This is a genomic window from Paenibacillus sp. UNC217MF (assembly GCF_000686865.1).
In the GTDB taxonomy this organism is placed as follows: Bacteria; Bacillota; Bacilli; order Paenibacillales; family Paenibacillaceae; genus Paenibacillus_B; species Paenibacillus_B suaedae.
In genome coordinates this window covers 63145-79828 of record NZ_KK366027.1, presented here as the reverse complement: position 1 = coordinate 79828, position 16684 = coordinate 63145, and the positions used below count along the sequence as shown (strand labels likewise).

Annotated in this window: 11 protein-coding genes; 1 reads left to right on the top strand and 10 read right to left on the bottom strand. The window is 46.9% G+C overall.

What is annotated here, in order from left to right; all coding sequences use genetic code 11:
* Positions 1-212 precede the first annotated feature (212 nt).
* Positions 213-4772, bottom strand: coding sequence for a non-ribosomal peptide synthetase (locus tag BP95_RS0116475; RefSeq protein WP_021256005.1), 4560 nt, complete (start codon positions 4770-4772; stop codon positions 213-215).
* A 205-nt stretch (positions 4773-4977) separates the two neighbouring features.
* On the opposite strand from BP95_RS0116475, the gene BP95_RS0116470 reads away from it, so the two are divergent.
* Complete coding sequence (locus BP95_RS0116470; RefSeq protein ID WP_021256006.1) at positions 4978-5682, top strand: L,D-transpeptidase family protein; 705 nt, start codon at positions 4978-4980, stop codon at positions 5680-5682.
* A gap of 254 nt (positions 5683-5936) precedes the next feature.
* Here the strand turns inward: BP95_RS0116470 and BP95_RS0116465 are convergent, their stop codons facing one another.
* The 9 genes from BP95_RS0116465 to BP95_RS0116425 all read right to left on the bottom strand — a co-directional run bounded on the left by BP95_RS0116465 (position 5937) and on the right by BP95_RS0116425 (position 16638).
* Positions 5937-7550: a bifunctional metallophosphatase/5'-nucleotidase gene (locus BP95_RS0116465; RefSeq protein ID WP_051614112.1), complete on the bottom strand. Its 1614-nt coding sequence runs from the start codon at positions 7548-7550 to the stop codon at positions 5937-5939.
* A 143-nt stretch (positions 7551-7693) separates the two neighbouring features.
* Entirely contained in the window at positions 7694-9244 is a 1551-nt protein-coding gene (locus BP95_RS0116460; protein WP_414813116.1) for a DNA-binding protein, read from the bottom strand.
* 206 nt (positions 9245-9450) lie between these two features.
* Entirely contained in the window at positions 9451-10317 is an 867-nt protein-coding gene (locus tag BP95_RS0116455; protein ID WP_021256009.1) for an NmrA family NAD(P)-binding protein, read from the bottom strand.
* A gap of 3 nt (positions 10318-10320) precedes the next feature.
* A complete protein-coding gene (locus BP95_RS0116450; RefSeq protein ID WP_021256010.1) occupies positions 10321-10803 on the bottom strand; it encodes a hypothetical protein in 483 nt (160 codons plus the stop codon).
* Between the two features lie 131 nt (positions 10804-10934).
* Positions 10935-11474 carry a MarR family winged helix-turn-helix transcriptional regulator gene (locus BP95_RS0116445; RefSeq protein ID WP_021256011.1) on the bottom strand — a complete coding sequence of 180 codons (540 nt, stop codon included), beginning with the start codon at positions 11472-11474 and terminating at the stop codon, positions 10935-10937.
* 129 nt (positions 11475-11603) lie between these two features.
* The gene (gene sigJ / locus BP95_RS0116440; protein WP_021256012.1) at positions 11604-12467 is read right to left on the bottom strand and encodes an RNA polymerase sigma factor SigJ; all 864 of its coding nucleotides are present in this window, start codon (positions 12465-12467) and stop codon (positions 11604-11606) included.
* Between the two features lie 35 nt (positions 12468-12502).
* Complete coding sequence (locus BP95_RS0116435; protein WP_021256013.1) at positions 12503-13684, bottom strand: NAD(P)/FAD-dependent oxidoreductase; 1182 nt, start codon at positions 13682-13684, stop codon at positions 12503-12505.
* A 261-nt stretch (positions 13685-13945) separates the two neighbouring features.
* Positions 13946-15406, bottom strand: a complete 1461-nt coding sequence (locus tag BP95_RS30635) for an oligosaccharide flippase family protein (protein WP_021256014.1) — start codon at positions 15404-15406, stop codon at positions 13946-13948.
* A 92-nt stretch (positions 15407-15498) separates the two neighbouring features.
* Positions 15499-16638, bottom strand: coding sequence for an amidase domain-containing protein (locus BP95_RS0116425; RefSeq protein ID WP_028532747.1), 1140 nt, complete (start codon positions 16636-16638; stop codon positions 15499-15501).
* Positions 16639-16684: the final 46 nt, after the last annotated feature.

The following is a 16684-nucleotide window of genomic DNA, read 5'->3' as shown; positions in this document are numbered from 1 at the left end:
TCCTATCTAATAAGAGAAAGGTCGAGTTCAGGGTAATAAGGCGCCCTGCTCTCGACCTTTTTTCACTATCCGATTTAATTGTGGATTGCGTCACATTCAATGGAAAATAGGAGGACTTTCCCATCTTACTTGTGATGACTCAGGCTATCTCATTCCTACTTATTCGGATGAAGATACGGATATAGTCGAAGCAGCATCGGTCTCTGTTACGCTTAGACGGTTAGACTGGAACTCGGCCATGATGCATATCCGTGCTTGTGTAATTCAAGCAATGCTTCGAGACGGGCCTTATATCGATTGACGAGCACCTGAATATTGGATTGCTCATAGTCCCGTGTGTTGTACACGAACCGAACGACAAGCTGCCCTGCTACAATCATGGCAACCGCCTCTAATTGATACATTCGTCCATTGTCCAGTCCTATCGTATCACCTGGCGGCATCGCTGAGAACGTAAATTTTTCATTAGTCAGCTCGTTACCGAATTGACCCATATAATTGAAATTTATCTTTGCCTTCCTCTCCAAAATTGCTGTACCGCTTGCTGACTCATGCTTGGTCAAATACTTCAGTACCCCGTAATTCATTCCCTTGTTCGGAATGCTGCGCAGCATTTGCCGAGTCTGTTCGACAGCTGCGGGAAGGGAATCGGCTCGTGACATATCGAGAATGATTGGATACATCGTCATGAACCAGCCGATCGTACGCGACACCTCTATCTCTTCCCCGATTGCTTCTCTTCCATGGCCTTCAACATCCAAGCGAAATGTGCGTCCGCCACTCCAATCCGCAAGCGCCATTCCGAACGCAGTTAGCATGAGGTCATATGCTTCCGGGCTTGCTGACGTATTATTGCTCCGAAGCAGTGTGTCGGTTGCTTCCGAAGAGAATTCAATCGTAATCATGCCATTATCGCTCCATACACCAAGATCGGCAGCTTGCACATCGCTGCGTAATCCGAGTGGCAATGGATCCCCTGAATATTGTTCAAGCGCAAGCCAATAAGGAAGTTCCTGAATAACCTCATCCTGCTGAGCATAGGTGAGTAATCTCTCTGCCCACTGCTTCAGAGAAGTTGACTTTGGCCTAACTCGCAGTGGATGTCCGTTCACAAGCTGATCGTATCCATCAGCAAAATCTTCGAGGAGCACACGCCAAGCATATCCGTCTACAATCAGATGATGAATCGTGAGCAGCAGGTGATCCCCACCCTTCGTACGGAATAGACCAAGCTTGACAATTGGACCCTTGTAGAGATTCATACTCTGCTGCAGTTGAGTTGCAATCTGTTCCATTTCTCGCTCAGGATGGTCAGCATCTTCTAGATCGTATGATACGAAATGATAGAAGGGCCCTTCATCCGGCTGGCGGATGGTTTGAACGATCAACTTCCCTTCTGGGCGATAGGTCATTCGCAATGCATCATGGTGAAGAACAAGATGGTCAAATACATGTTCGATGTGCTCTTGCACAAATCTCGTCTTACTGAATAGGACGAATGACTGGTTCCAATGATGCGGGTTCGCGAACCGCTGCTCCCAGAACCACTGTTGAATAGGTGTAAATGGAACGACTCCAGTGATGATCTCGTTCTGGGGGCGCTTGTCTGTAAATCTCATGCGGGCGGCTGCCTCACCCAACGTTGGATATGAATGAAGTTCCTTTACTGTCAAGGTATACCCGAACTGATGCAATCGCCCCATAAATTGAAGCGCTTCGATGGAATCACCGCCGAGTTCCCAGAAGCTGTGGTGTAACCCGATTGGGTGCCTATTTAGCGTCTCTGCCCACAGCTCCGCTAGCAGCTGCTCACGTTCGGTAGCAGGCGCAATATACGGTTGATTGCCAGAAGACAGTTCGGTCATGTGAAGCAGTGCCTTACGGTCAATCTTGCCATTGTGTGTTAGCGGCATGCTGTTAATCTTCATGAAGTGTGCAGGAACCATATAGATAGGAAGCTGATTCAGCAGCTGAGTACGAATGTCTGAGATCACGAGTCCTTGATCCGATACAATATAGGCAGATAGCGTCGAGTCGGAAGCACCTTGCTTGATCATAAGCACGGCAGCTTCTTGAATGCCTGGCAAGCGCTGCAGCTGCGATTCAATTTCACCAATTTCAATTCGATAACCACGAATTTTCACTTGGTCGTCTGTACGACCAATGAATTCGAGTTCCCCGTTAGGAAGCCATCTGGCATAATCACCGGTCAAGTACATTCGCTTCCATCCATCCGAGTCGAAGAAGGGGTTCGCTATGAAGCGCTGCTCTGATTGCTCCGGTAGATTGAGATATCCGCGAGCAAGTCCTACTCCGGTGATACATAGCTGTCCTTGTGCCCCAATTGGCTGCAGCTGAAGATGCTCATTCACGATATATACGAAGCTATTCGCTAACGGTCTGCCAATGCTATAGGCTCCTCCCGCTTGCGCGTCTTTCTTGATTGACGTGACAACGCTGTTCTCGGAAGGGCCGTATTCAATTACAATTTCAGTGTCGGACTGAAGCTGCTTGCTTCTCTCTATCACCGCATCACTGACCCGCTCGCCTGCTAAGGTAACAATCCGAAGACTCGACATATCTTCTGTTGATAATCCTGTGAGTAAAGACCCATATAGGCTTGGTGTGGAAATAATATGATAGACCTTCTCTTGTATAATCAAGTTACGTAGGGCATAGAAGTCTTTCATCGCCTCCTCAACTGCCAGCACAACTGTCGCTCCCGTAATAAGCGGTGACCAGCACGTCGCCACAAAACCATCGAACGCGAAGGAAATCAACGGGAGCACGGTGTCTCCTACCCTTGTCTTGTATTCTTGGTTCCGATAATGCAGAGTGCTGCCGAATGATTGATGCTCGATCATCACCCCCTTCGGATTGCCGGTCGACCCGGAGGTATAGATGATATATGCAAGGCTGTTTGGAGCAGGGTGAGTGACTTGAATGTCATCTTTTGAAATGTCATTTAATAGCTGGCTTTCTTGCCTACTTTCTTGCTTGTCGCTGTCTGCGGTGCATTTATCTAGATCCAACCATTCATATGCTCTATCGATATGGAAACGCCTTTCTAGGCCTCGATGCGTAACGATGACTTTGACACTGCTGTCTGTAAGCATAAATGAGATTCGTTCATGAGGGAGTGCAGGGTCTAGCGGAATGTAGGCCGCTCCAGCTCTCCATATCCCGAGCATGCTGACAATGGTATCGATAGATCGCTCCATCAGGATGCCTACGACATCGTCCTGCCCGATACCTTTATTCCTTAGATGCGCACTCAATCGGTCAGCTCTGGTACTTAATTCTCGATAAGTGATGGATTTCTGGTCGCATCGAATGGCTATAGCTTCAGGGGTTCGTTCGCACTGCTCATTGAACGCTTGGACGACTAAGAGAGTGGGATTGGACTCTTGTGTTTTCGCTGCCTGAAAGGAAGTCATCAGCTCTGCACGCTGCTCAGGCGTGCAAATTTCGGTTGAGTCGATAGAGCGTTCAGGCTGTGCAAGCACTTCTTCGATTACATATACATACTGTTCAATCTGCCGCTGAATTTCTTCTGAACTGAACTTAGCTATCTGATAATCAAAGTGCAGGGACAATTCATTCGTCGCTGCGACTCGCTGTACCCGGAGCAGGAAGTCATTTTCCTCATAGCCACAATGGATGTGCTCCCATTCATATTGAACGTGCTCATTGCTGTTTACATTCGACGTATCCGTCTCTCGATATTCAATGGATGCGTGAAAGAGAGGCGAGCTGTCGCCTGTCTTAGAGCGAATGTCCTGTACAAGCTGATTGAATGGATATTTCTGATGCCTTGCCGCTGAGAATTGCTTTTTGTTCACTTGCTTAATGAAGGAGATCCTGTCTTGTTCCCCTTCTATCTGGAGACGGAGTGGCACGGTGCTGACGAACATACCTAACATGTTTTTCTCTGCTCTATTCGTTCGATTGCTTAATGTCGTGCCGATGACTTGATTTTGGTTACTATTCCACTTGTATAAATAAATGGCGAGTAGTGCGGTGAATAACGTAAATAGACTTACTTGATGCTTCTCGCAGAATTGATATACGTGCTGCTGCATGGATGCAGACAACGGATAAGATATACGATTGGATTTACAGGTAGGATCATGCAGTTGGAGTGGCGAGATTGTATGTACGCTGTCAGAGCGATGTGCTTCAAATTCCTGCAGCCAATATTGTCGGTCTTTCTCCCGGCGCTCAGATTGCTCGTATTCCAGCTCACTAGCGATGAACTGCAAGTAGGAAGGTCGATGTGACTCAGGCAAGGCTGCGCCTTGTACAAGGCAACTGTAATAGGCAAGAATATCATCAATGATAAGCTGCTGGGAGATTCCATCGTGAATGAAATGATGAAAACGCTGGTATAATACACAATCCGTAGCATTTATCCGCAACAGAATGAACTTAAATAGATCGGCATCCTTCCACGGCATTGGCATCTGAGCTCTCGCCTTCTCCCATGATTGTACGTCAATACCGACAGCATCAATGACTGGAACCTCATAGTTTTGATACTTGCTGATGTATTGTCTTGGTCCCTGTCCGTCCCTCTCTACGATACGAAGACGCAGAACTTCATTTCGTCTTAAGAGCTCATTTACAGCTTGCTGCAGGAAAGGAATCTCCAGATTGCCTTGTTTCGACTTCAGCCGCAACGATACTGAAATAATGCCTAAGCTTGTATTCGGCTGCATATTCTCCACGTACCAAATTCTAAGTTGAGGATGTGTAAGTGACCAATCATTCATCAGCCTCGCCCTTCCCTGTCAAATTCATCTACTAGCACATTGAAACATGTCATTGGAAAGAGGGTCAATCAAATATTTTCTAAAGAGAATTGTTCATTTGATAATTTCTTGTAAATACCAAGAATGCAGCTATAATTGTATAAATTTCGCAATAACGGAGAAACTATCCCCAGCGTAGTGTAAAACCTTATGGAGAAATAAATCGATGAATTTACATGCTTATGTACTTTTATGTCGGCTGTTGCTGTTAAGTATATCCATTCCATTTGTAATGGTCGCCCTTGTTCCAGATATGGTTGAAGCAAAACCTTTGAATACCGTTGAATCGAAGCGAGATGACTACTCGATCATCATCTTCCCCCACCTTCACCGCCTTGTTGTGCAACAGCATAACAAGACAATCAAGTCTTATCATATCGCAGTTGGTGATCCCGCTACCCCAACTCCCACGGGTGAATTCCGTATCATATTTAAGGGGGAGAACTGGGGTCCATCATTCGGACCTCGTTGGCTCGGCTTGAATGTCACATGGGGGAATTATGGTATCCATGGTACAAATAAGCCCTATTCCATTGGACGTCATGCGAGTCATGGTTGTATTCGTATGCGCAATAAAGATGTTATTGAATTGTATGAGATGATTCCGATCGGCACGAAAGTAACGATTATGGGACATGCACTGGGTGATTTGAGGCATAATCCACGCGATTTAGCGGAAGGTGATGTTGGCGGAGATGTGCAATTGATTCAGTCGAGGCTGCAAAGTGCAGGATATTACACAGGAAGGTGTGACGGCAAGTTCAGATCAAGCACGACGCAGGCCCTCAAGCGTTATCAACGCGATCACCATCTAGAGCCAAATGGCGTTGTTTCCTTCCCTATTTATGTACATCTTGGATTGGTAGAATGACCGTGGGTCTGCACTCTTCACATTAGCTGTTTTAGGATGCTTCCAAGATACTGCTTATGCACCCTGTCGTCATTCTGAGACGATAGGGTGCATGCTGTTTCTTTAACATGTCGGCGAATATCCGAATGTGCGGTTGCGAAATGCTTCTAAGTGAGTGAATCCCAAAAAAACAAGGGAAACTGTTCAATCAGCCTCCCTTAGTTCGTAGTCATAACCTTTGTTCGGATTTGAAAGATTGTATTTTGCTTCAAATCCTACAAGACAACTCTCCAATTATGACTGTACTCGGCTGTAATGGTTCCCCGCTTCCTAATATAATCCACGATTAATTCAGCCATATCTGTCGGCAGATCAAGCACAATTGGCTTATTGGCGAACATGACATAATTCCCCCCGCCCCCCGCTCGATAATTGTTCATGGCCACATCATATTCAGCGTTCATCTCAATTGACGCGCCACCAACGTTTAGCGTAGTAACGCGCTGTCCTATCGGTCGTGAGACTTGAATCTCATATTCAATGCCTGACCACATATCATAATTATAATGCTGGGGCTTCGGATATAAGAACGCTTCACTAACCTGTATCTGATTCCCTTGTTCCGATAATGCAAAATAAGAGGCAGATTGCTCCAAGGCGTCCTTAATATCTTGACCCGAGACGCGAATGACTCTTAGCGTATTCGGATACATATAGTTGGCCAGCACCTGTCGCATCGTAATCTCTCCAGAGAATCCTGGCGCACTATCATCGAAGAGAGCGGTATTCGATATTTCGGCACATCCGTATTCCATTTGAACCCGATTAATGAATGCGATCAACGGATGGTCTGCAAGCCGGACTTGCGACGGATCATCGACCAACATATTGCCTTCCATAGTACCAATCGGTTGATCCAGCCAGTGTTGAACCTTCTGTTCGATGTCATGGATCGCTTCCAAGATACGTTCGTCCGGGACTGTTCCCTCTACAGAAATGAACTGAGATTGACATTGTTCTAGTGCCCATTTCCCCTCAAGCTTGGTCATACCGATCTCCATGAATCCGATTCCTTGCCCATGGGAGCTCGGTTGCGCGATCCATACCCCGTTCACCTGCTCATCTACAATCATTCGGTGCTGATGACCGGTTAACAAGATGTCGATTCCGGGAACGTCCATGCAAATTCGATAGCCTTGATTTTCCCCTGTATCTGCCTCTGTCAATTCGCCAGTACGCATGTCCCGCTCGAATCCGCCGTGATAGGATACGACAACGAGATCAACCTGCTCTTCATTTCGAAGAATGTTCACCCAGCGCTTCGCCTCATCAACCGCGTCTTCGAAGCAAATTCCTGCAATATGCTGCGGCAATTCCCAGTTCGGAATATACGGGGTTGTTAAGCCCAGTATGCCGATCTTAAGTCCATTCGCATACTCCTTTACAATATAGGGCTTGCCAAAGTAAGGCTCTCCGTCTTCTTCCCGAAGTAGATTTGCGCTGAGCCATGGGAACTGAGACTCCTTAATCGCCTGCTTCAAATAGGGAAGCCCGTAGTTAAATTCATGGTTCCCGATGACGGCAGCATCCGCCTTGATCTGGTTCATGCAGGCGACCATTGGATTAGGCAGCTCTGATTGTATGCGAGCATGATAATAGGTTAGCGGTGTGCCTTGAAGCAGATCGCCATTGTCGATCAGTACAGATTCCTTATACTGATGGCGCAGAGTGTCAATAGCGGTCGCCATTCTGGCTAACCCTGCTCCAATATGCTGCTGATCCGCATAACGATAAGGCATAACGGTTCCGTGAATGTCACTTGTATGTATGATGGCTACTGTGCAGGAATCACTGTTTTCGTGAAGAGGTGCTGCTGTTTCATTGCTCATATGGATTCTCCTCATCTGTGTTGGAAGCATCTATCTTATCTTGGCTGGTGTCTTTCGAAAGAAAGGATAGAGAAGCCCTGGCAACCCCGCCGGGACTTCTCTATACGATCTAGCTAAGTCAGACAATTCATGACATTTATAGCTTAAGGTGCAATTGTAATTGGATTAGTCTGATATACATTGCTGCTATCCTTGCGGAGACGAATGCTGGCTGCCCCGCTCTTGCCTGATTGTGTTCGCACCTGGATTGTCTTCACGGCAGTACCAGTGCTATCCGCTGTAAGTGTGAAGCTATTATAGCCATATCCGGTAGGCCAACTGCCATTATCTTGCTGCACTTGACCGACTTGCTGCCCGCCCGTTAAGTATACGCCGATTTGAAGCGTAATGCTGCTGTTCGGCGTTAATCCGCCTGCTGTAATCGTTACATTGAATGGCGTGGCTGCAGTTACCGTTGCAGGATGTGTCATCGCAGGATTGCCAGATGGGTTCTGTCCCCCACTTGGAGCGCCATATGAGCCTTTCTTAAATGTGGAAGAATCCCACCATTTGTAGCCCGCTGCAGGTGCCGCCCACGGCTCAGGCTGCGGCTCTGTACTGAGCTGCGGTGTCTCGAACGGCAGCAATACAGTTGGTGTGTCAAGCTGCAGTCCTGGCACCTGTGTGAAGCTTGTGTATGACTCCTGCTCGGCAAGCCAGTCGATAAGGTTCATGAGCAGTGCGGCATCATCCTGCTCTTTGTAGCCATCATATGTTTTTTTCGTCTGTCCATTCTCTTCGCGCAAATATTTCGGTGTTGCATCTTCTACTGGAGAGGAATCACCAATGACAGCGGCTTTCCCTAACCCGACCTTCGAGATAGATACATAAGCCCCTTCTGCGACACCGCCTCCGTTATATACGCCTTGATCTACTGCATTTGGCCATTTCTGGCTGCTGCTTACCGCAGGCAAGTACACGATGCCTTTCGCAATTTGCGGATTTGTAATTGCAACCGTTGAACCCGCATGCATGGCAACACTGCTTACTTGATTCGTAATGCCGAATGCTTGCTGTGGATCGACAATCACGTTAGCATTAATGTCACCGAGTGCATTGTAGCGAATACGAACACCGAAGTTGTCGGACAGCCAATCGGAGCTTGCAACATCCTGCATAGCAGCTGAGTTGGCCTCCTCTGTGCTCATCCCTTGTGCTGGGTTGCTCCATGCTCCACGGCGGTAGCCGTTAAATGCTTCAGAAGCGTCCCAGCGGTTCTTGTTGCGATCCGCATTGTAATGGTCTGCGATGAAGAAGATGCTGCCCCCACTGTTGACATACTGCAACATTGCTGCTTGCTCGGATGTCTTATACGGAATGTTGGCCTCGCCAATAACAAACACTTGATAATCTTTCAGATCATCATAAGTGATTGGCGTAGACTTGCGCAATTCCTTAACCTCATAGCCTTTGTCTGCAATGCCGTTAGCGAAATCTGAGAAGCCGCCATCAATTACCCAGTCTGCTGCGCCAGCCGTTTGACCGTGAGTGTTATCGAACAATACTTTCTTGCCGTTCGGTGTACCCTTTGCCGTGATATACGGCGCCGGATCGGCTGACCCCTCCGCATAAGCGTTAGACCCTGCTCCCAAGGACAACGTGGGCAGTGCGATTAATGCAGCAAGTACAACTTTGAACCATTTGCGTTTCAACACAGTTAGCATATTCATTCTTCTTCGCCTCCTCATTTTGTGATGCGGGGGATTGCACCTCTCCGTTCAACATTATTATGGGGCTCGTATGTTAAGGGAAACTTATGTTCATGCGAAGATTATGTTAATCGATCAATTTTTATGAATTATATAGAAAATATTACAACTGGTATAAGTAAGAAATCAAAAGCGGCGAAATGCATCTACTACTACTGGAATAGGACGATATGTTCTTCGAGAAAGCTATCGAGCGTTCTCGGTGCTTGGCCGAGCAATCGAGCAACTGTATCAGTAGGATGCTCCGGAATGGCTGCAGACATGGCTTGAATCTCTACAACGTGATTCGCAAGCCATAGCGGCATATGATCTTGTTCCATTAAGGAACGGCGCTGTGTGTTCGAATCCATGTTGATATACGTAATAGGACGACCGAGCATTGCTGTGAATTTGGCCGCAATTTGTTCATAATTGAACACTTCTGAACCAGTGAGTGTATAGATGCGTCCTGCTTTCTTGTGATTCGTTAGTACTTCTGCGGCGACATCCGCAATATCTCGGCAATCGATGTAGTTGCATGCTGAGTTCCCCATTGAGCCGTAGAAGGCATTGTGCTTGCGAATCGGCCCAGTCAATCGAAGTAAGTTCTGCATAAAAGCATAGGGTCGCAGTACGGTATGCAATATACCTGAATCGTTGAGCAAGGTTTCAATTTCCAGATGCCATCTGGCAATCTCCACTGGAACAAGAGCGTTATACAGCGGGCTAGAAATCTTTACAATATGCTCAATGCCGGCCTCGATAGCCGTTCGGATGACCGAGCTCTCTAATTCCACTTGTCTTGGACTATTCGACATGGACAGAAAAAGTTGGCTCGCCCCTTGAAATGCAGAGCGCAATGCTGATGCGTCGGATGCATCTGCCTGGACAATCTCCACCTGTCTATGGTCACCCGCACCCAATTGAATCCGGAGTTTGTCCGGCTCTCTGCTGATGGCCCGTACGGGTACGTTTGCTTGAATCAGACTGTTTAGCAGTTCTCTGCCGATGGTTCCTGTTGCACCGATTACTACGATCATTTCTTACACGCTCCTGTTCGATGTATGTTTGTGTGTTGCCTTATACCAGCGGCATACTGTAGTTGTGCTCGCTATCGTGACAGATAGAGGAAAGTCTATCCACACCCGATCCAACCATGCAATCTCTTGTGAAAATGCATAAATCGACAGTTCTGTAACAACCAAAGCTATCAGCAGCCCTGTTGCTACTCCTAAAAAGGCGAATATCGTTGCAATGACAAGAAGATGCGACCTGTTCAACCATTGTGTATGTAATCCCCAATCTTGCAGCCAACGACCAATGATCCATGCTGTTACGGCAGATGTCCCTCCTATCGAAGTAAAGGCGGCAATGAACAGGATCTGGTCACCGATCACCACTCCTCCAATCCCGGCCATCAACGCCGGCGCAGCATAAGCTATCATAATATCGCGCCAGAGAACAGAAGGCTTAGATATCCTATTACTACCATCCTTGGTCTCACTTGCATCATTTGATCTGTTCAATGTTTGTCTTCACCCTTTCTGTTAAAAAAATTGCTCACTCCTACACCCCATATAATTAGGTTCCTAACTATATGGGTGGAAAGGAGGGCTAGTCAAGACTAGCCCCTTTCACGATCATCCACTGTCCCTGTTTAGACGATAGATTCCGCGGTAAGTGCTGAAATTCCTTCGGTAACCCTTCCGAGTAGGTCGAGAAATACGGTGCGCTCTTCAGCAGTAAGCAGTCCTACCATGGCTTCCAGCCTTGCAAAATGTTCCGGTGCCATCTCACGAAGCTTATTAGCTCCTTGATCTGTGAGAACAACTGACTTTTGCCTACCGTCTGATGCACTAGTACGCCGAGTGACGAGACCATCGCGTTCTAAGGTATCGATTAAGCCCGTGACAGTCGCACGAGTCACACCGAGGTTGTTGGCTAATTGCGATGGCAGCTCCTCTCCCCCATTGTCCTCCAAATCGGCTAACAAGCGATATCGACCTGTTGATAGTCCGAATCTGGAGAAATGAACTTCTGCCGCATGTCCTAGCTTCGCACCAGCCTCCATTAACCGAGCAGCAACAAGAATGGCTTGTGCGTCGACGTCGAGGTTGTAGCGATCAATCTGCCGCTTGGATTGAATGAGTGTAGGTGCGGTTTCATTGCTCTTAGTAAATAATGGTTGATTGGTCATACAAATAGTATGGCTCCTAACTATATAATTGTCAAGTCCTCATTATTTTAGAGCCGAATCAACTACTTGTAGATTCTTTAACAACGGTCGATCGGCTCTCAGTCTGATTTTATGAGGGGTCATCCACTATTAGAGTCGTACAAGCTTATCTGGGTTGCGTACGAAATAGATATTGCGAATGGCAGCCCCCTCCGAATGAAGCAGGATAACGGTGTCGGGTCGTCCATCGGTATGAACGATCACTCCCGCTTGCCCATTAATAGAGGTAATTTCATAATGCAACAGGTTCTCTTGTTGGACAGTCTTCTTCATAAGTCCGATGAGGAATTGTGCGACTCGTTCTGGCGTTGTAATTGGATGTGCAGCAGCCGACACCTTGCCGCCTCCATCAGACAGAACAACGATATCTTCATGCAGCATAGACACGACGGCATCCACGCTATTCGACCTCAGTGCTTGTAATAAACGCATTACCCATTCCTCACTAGCCAGCTCATGAGGGATAGGCTCCTCCTCCGAAATTCCCATCTTATTGCGGGCTCGGCTTAACAACTTGCGGCAATTCACCTCATTTTTATTCACAATTTGTGCAATTGCGGGATAGTCGAACCCGAGCGCTTCACGCAAGATGAAGATCGTGCGTTCCACAGGCGCTAATCGTTCAAGCAGCACAAGCATCGCGTAGGATAGCAAATCAGAACGTACAATTGAATCTATCGGATCCTCGTAGGTTGTCGCAACAGGCTCTGGCAGCCAAGTACCGAAATATTGCTCTCGTCGGCGCTGAGCCGATTTTAGCAAATCATAGCACTGATTCGTAACCATTTTGCACAAATATGCCTTCGGTTGTTCAAGCTCATTTCCGTTCAACTTATGGATTTTGACGAATACCTCTTGCACAACATCTTCTGCGTCAACAGTTGAACCAGTCAACTGATAGGCAAGTGTGAACAGCAGTGCTTTATATTGATGATAAAGTTCTGTCGTATCCATATTGTCCTTCTCCCTTGTAATCACAATTGATGCCATTATTTTATCAAACTAGCAGAATCCCAGGTGAACTTTCGTATCTTCCATCCGAGCTTGCCTGTCAGTACGAAATCTATTCCCCATTGCCGGCACCACACCAATCCACTTTCTGGACCTAGGCCAATACAAAATAACTCCATATAAGACTGGTGTAATGGCGCAGGACGATGGGCAATGTCTGCTGCTATGATTTTGGCTAGCCGATTTGCTTGTGGAATAGCTTCCTTGCATGTCATACGATCTGGACTACCATTCTTCGGATCAACGATATGCGCACAATCACCGATACTATATACTCCCGGGAGGCCATGAACTCGATAGCTTGCATCTACGATGACTTTCCCTTCTTCAGTTACGGGTAAACCAAGTGAACGAAGGACTGGATTAGGCTGAAGTCCCAGTGTCCAAATACATAAGCCAACTGGCAGCGGATCACAGCCATCAAGGTGCAGCATACCATCCCTTGCATGACTTGCTCGACTGTGGTGAATTACAGCAACACCTAACTCGTTCAGTGCAGCTTCCAACTTGGCAGCTACCTTCAAGGGGCCTTCGGTGAATAACCGCTCCTGCGCATTTATTAAAGAAACTCGAACGTCATTCGCAGCTAATCCGAGCTCAATAGCCTCCATCCGCATTGCGTAAGCTAATTCGGCAGCAGTCTCAATGCCACTAATTCCTGCTCCTACTACAGCAACCGACATGAGACGCTTGCGTTCGAGCTGATCTTGTATTCCTGCTGCCTTCTGTATATTGCTTCGCCATTGCTGTTGGATCTGCAATGCTGCATGTTCATGAGTAAGTGCAATTCCTCCTTGTTCTTCAACCGGTTTACGAATAGTACTCCCAAGAGCAACAATGAGAAAGTCATAGGAGATACGATGTAATTGGCCATCCCGGCCTTCGTATAGTACATGCTTGTTGGCTCCTTGTATGGAAGTAACACTCCCTTGAATGAATGTAACTCTGCTCGGCAATACATCCGACCATGGAACCGTAATGGTCGAGTCTGTGGCGGTAGGCTTGAAAAGGAGTACTTTACGCAAATGATGTGCTTGCTGGTCAATAAGAAAAATATGAAGGGAGGAGTCTTTCATGCCCTTCATACTACTTGACATCGCGTGTGCAGCATTTAATCCGGCATAGCCGCCTCCAATAATGATGCATGTCTGTTCTCTCATGTGCTTCTCTCCTTAAGATCGATTTGCACATAGAACGACATAGCACAGCTGTTTGTGACAGAAGAAAATGGATTTGTTTTGTTTCTATCGAATTTGGGATATAGCCGTGAGCATTATAGGGATTCGCGGATAGACTGATGCTGAGATGACTGATATATACAAGGAGGCACTTATGTAGTCCTGATGATAACCCCCTGTGTAAATTTCTAACATGATTTGGAACACAGGGGGCTCCCTATCTCACTATCATTCTGCAAATTTCTACTTGCGGTATCTTATAACGATAAGGAAAGCTGCGCTTATCCAATAGAAAAGTGCACTTAGAACAATCAATGTTAGTTGCCCTTCCTTAATAAGGGGTGAGATGAGGACAAACAGGATACAAGAAAACAATATGAGATCCCATCCTACCCACTTAATTGTGAATAAGGTTACGTTAGCATTCCGAAGCGCATGCAAATTCCAAAGAACGGCTACCGTTTCCATAAGAAGAATTCCAATCGCAGCTCCTCTGTACCCAAACCCTGGAATTGCAACAATAAAGAATTGAAGCAAGACGGATAGGCCGATTCCCAGTGCAAGTCCCGTTAATGGAGTCCGCTTGCGCTCTTGGGCCCACAGGATACTCGTGGTAAGTTCACGCAACCCAACAATAAGAGGGATTGCACATAGGTATCGAATAGGCTCAGCTGCAGCTTCCACGCCGAATAGGAGTATTGCCGCTTCCTTCGCATACAGGAAAATAAAAAGTCCGCTAATGATTCCCCATGTCCAGACAAATCGGAGAATTCGTTCGATATCTCGCCCGCTCTCCATGCCTGCTTCGTGTTTCGCTGCTATCTTCATCGTTACCGTATAAGAGACAGATGCCGTTATCATCGTCGGCATATAGACGATGACAGCAGCCATTCCTGTAATAATGCCATACATTGCGATTGAATCTGATATAGAATACCCTGCAGCCTGCAATCTGTTCGGAATAAGGATGGAGTCAATGAAGTCTGAAAGTGGTACAAGCATTCGCGTGCAACCGATAACGAAGGAGGATCTTAGAAAAAGGCCTAACCCTTCTTTGCTCAATGGGGAATATGTGATCATTATCGCCGCACGCCGTGTGGAAGATGCATATATCGTCAAAAACAAAAACGCAGCAATAGCTGCAATTGTCGTGCCATACAATCCGTAACCTATGGCTCGACCTACTCCTTGAGCCGCGTACAGGCTTACGAAAGTAATCAGTACCGTAATCCGCACTGCTTGCTCCGTTAATTCGGACAAGGAAATCGCTTCGTAGCTGCGGATTCCCTGCATATAACCGCGTGCTAATTGGAGAAGTGGTACAGCGATTAATGCCGGGGCTAGGGCTCGCAGCGCCCATGCAAGTTCAATATCTCCAATTAGCACAGCAATGTTGTTCGCATAGTATTGTGTCCAAAATGCGAGACCCATCCCAATCAATGCAGTATAAACGGATAAAAGCTGGAATACCCTCCAACCTCGATCAGTCTGCTTCGCTGTGAATAAGGCGAGCGTAGTAGGCAACCCTCCGGAAATAACCATCAAGGCCATGCCAAAGAAGGAATAGGCAATCTGGTATAACCCAATGCCTTCTGCACCGAGCATTCTTGTTATGGCTACTCTGCCTGCAAGGCCTATTCCTTTACCAATGACGAGAACTGCACTTCGAAGTGCAGTTTGCTTTACGAGTGATGACAACAACATTCGTTCACCTTCCGACCACTCCTTCTTGTCCTCATCATTGTATGATCGGAGTGGACGAGGTATGTGCCGAAGTGTTGACCAGTACTGCCAAGCTAATCACGGATATGGATGAGCCAGTACATCGTATATTTATCCCAGCCTAGGTCAAAAGGCACTCGGTAACGATCGGCAGTGTGTGAATTCACGAGTGGATAACCTTGAGCATCAAAGCCAACTACAATCGAAAAATGATCGATATCGCCATTAAGCTCGTACCCAATCAGGTCTCCCGCCTTAAGACCAGCCCAAGCGCCATTTGGATGCTGATTGCTGGTCTGGACAATTGTAGTGTAGGTTCCTTTTTTGATGACTTTGCCGTACCCGCTATATATGAGGAAGTTTTTGAAAGCATCGGTCTGTACCCATGCTTTACTGCCGCCTGAGCGATAGTGATGCCATCCACCCTTCATGCGCAATCCACCGCCTTCTTGATCGCCAATACATTGGGAAGCAAAATTGGTACAATCCCCTCCTTGCCCGGTATAATCCCGATATCTAGGATTGTAGCGATGATTGTTACCAGCCCCCCAAGCTATTCCTGCGTATTTATTCGCATAATCAATAGCCTTATCACGGTTGTAGCGAGTTGAAGTTGAATGTAGACCCGATGCTTGGTTTGTCTTGGCATTAACCCGATTAGACGCTGAATTGCGCGGTAACTCGGTTAATTTCGGGATTAGATCAGGATTCTCTTCCAGAGGGTCTAAATACCATTCTCGCAGTACCTTCCACGATCCATTCTTCCTTATCAGGGTAAGCGCATGCCGCGTACCTATCCCGAAGTGCTCGACTTGACTTGACGGTTGATTGTACGTATATCCGAGACGCAATGAATCTACAGCGGAGACAAATACCTGATCATTACGTTTTTTCGCCCGAATTACTCTTGGGCTGCTAGCAGCATCCGCCAATTGAAGTTGCCTATGCTTCACCCACATTTGTACATATTGTGCACGCATCTGTTCATGCTTCATCGCCCTCATGCTTGATGCGCGTTCAGGCATATAAAAATCGCGGAGCAGCCCATCTTCCTGACGAAGTAAATATTTGGCTCGATTCGCAAATAATTGCTGAATAAATGTTGTAAGCTCATTATCTACTGTTTGCTGTTCTGCGGAGAATGCGTATTGCGGTATGGAGGATACAGCAACACAAACGATAACGAATATAGGGATAACAAACCATCTATACATGTTAACGACAAACTCCTCCCTCTTTTTCCTTTTGTCACTTCGACCA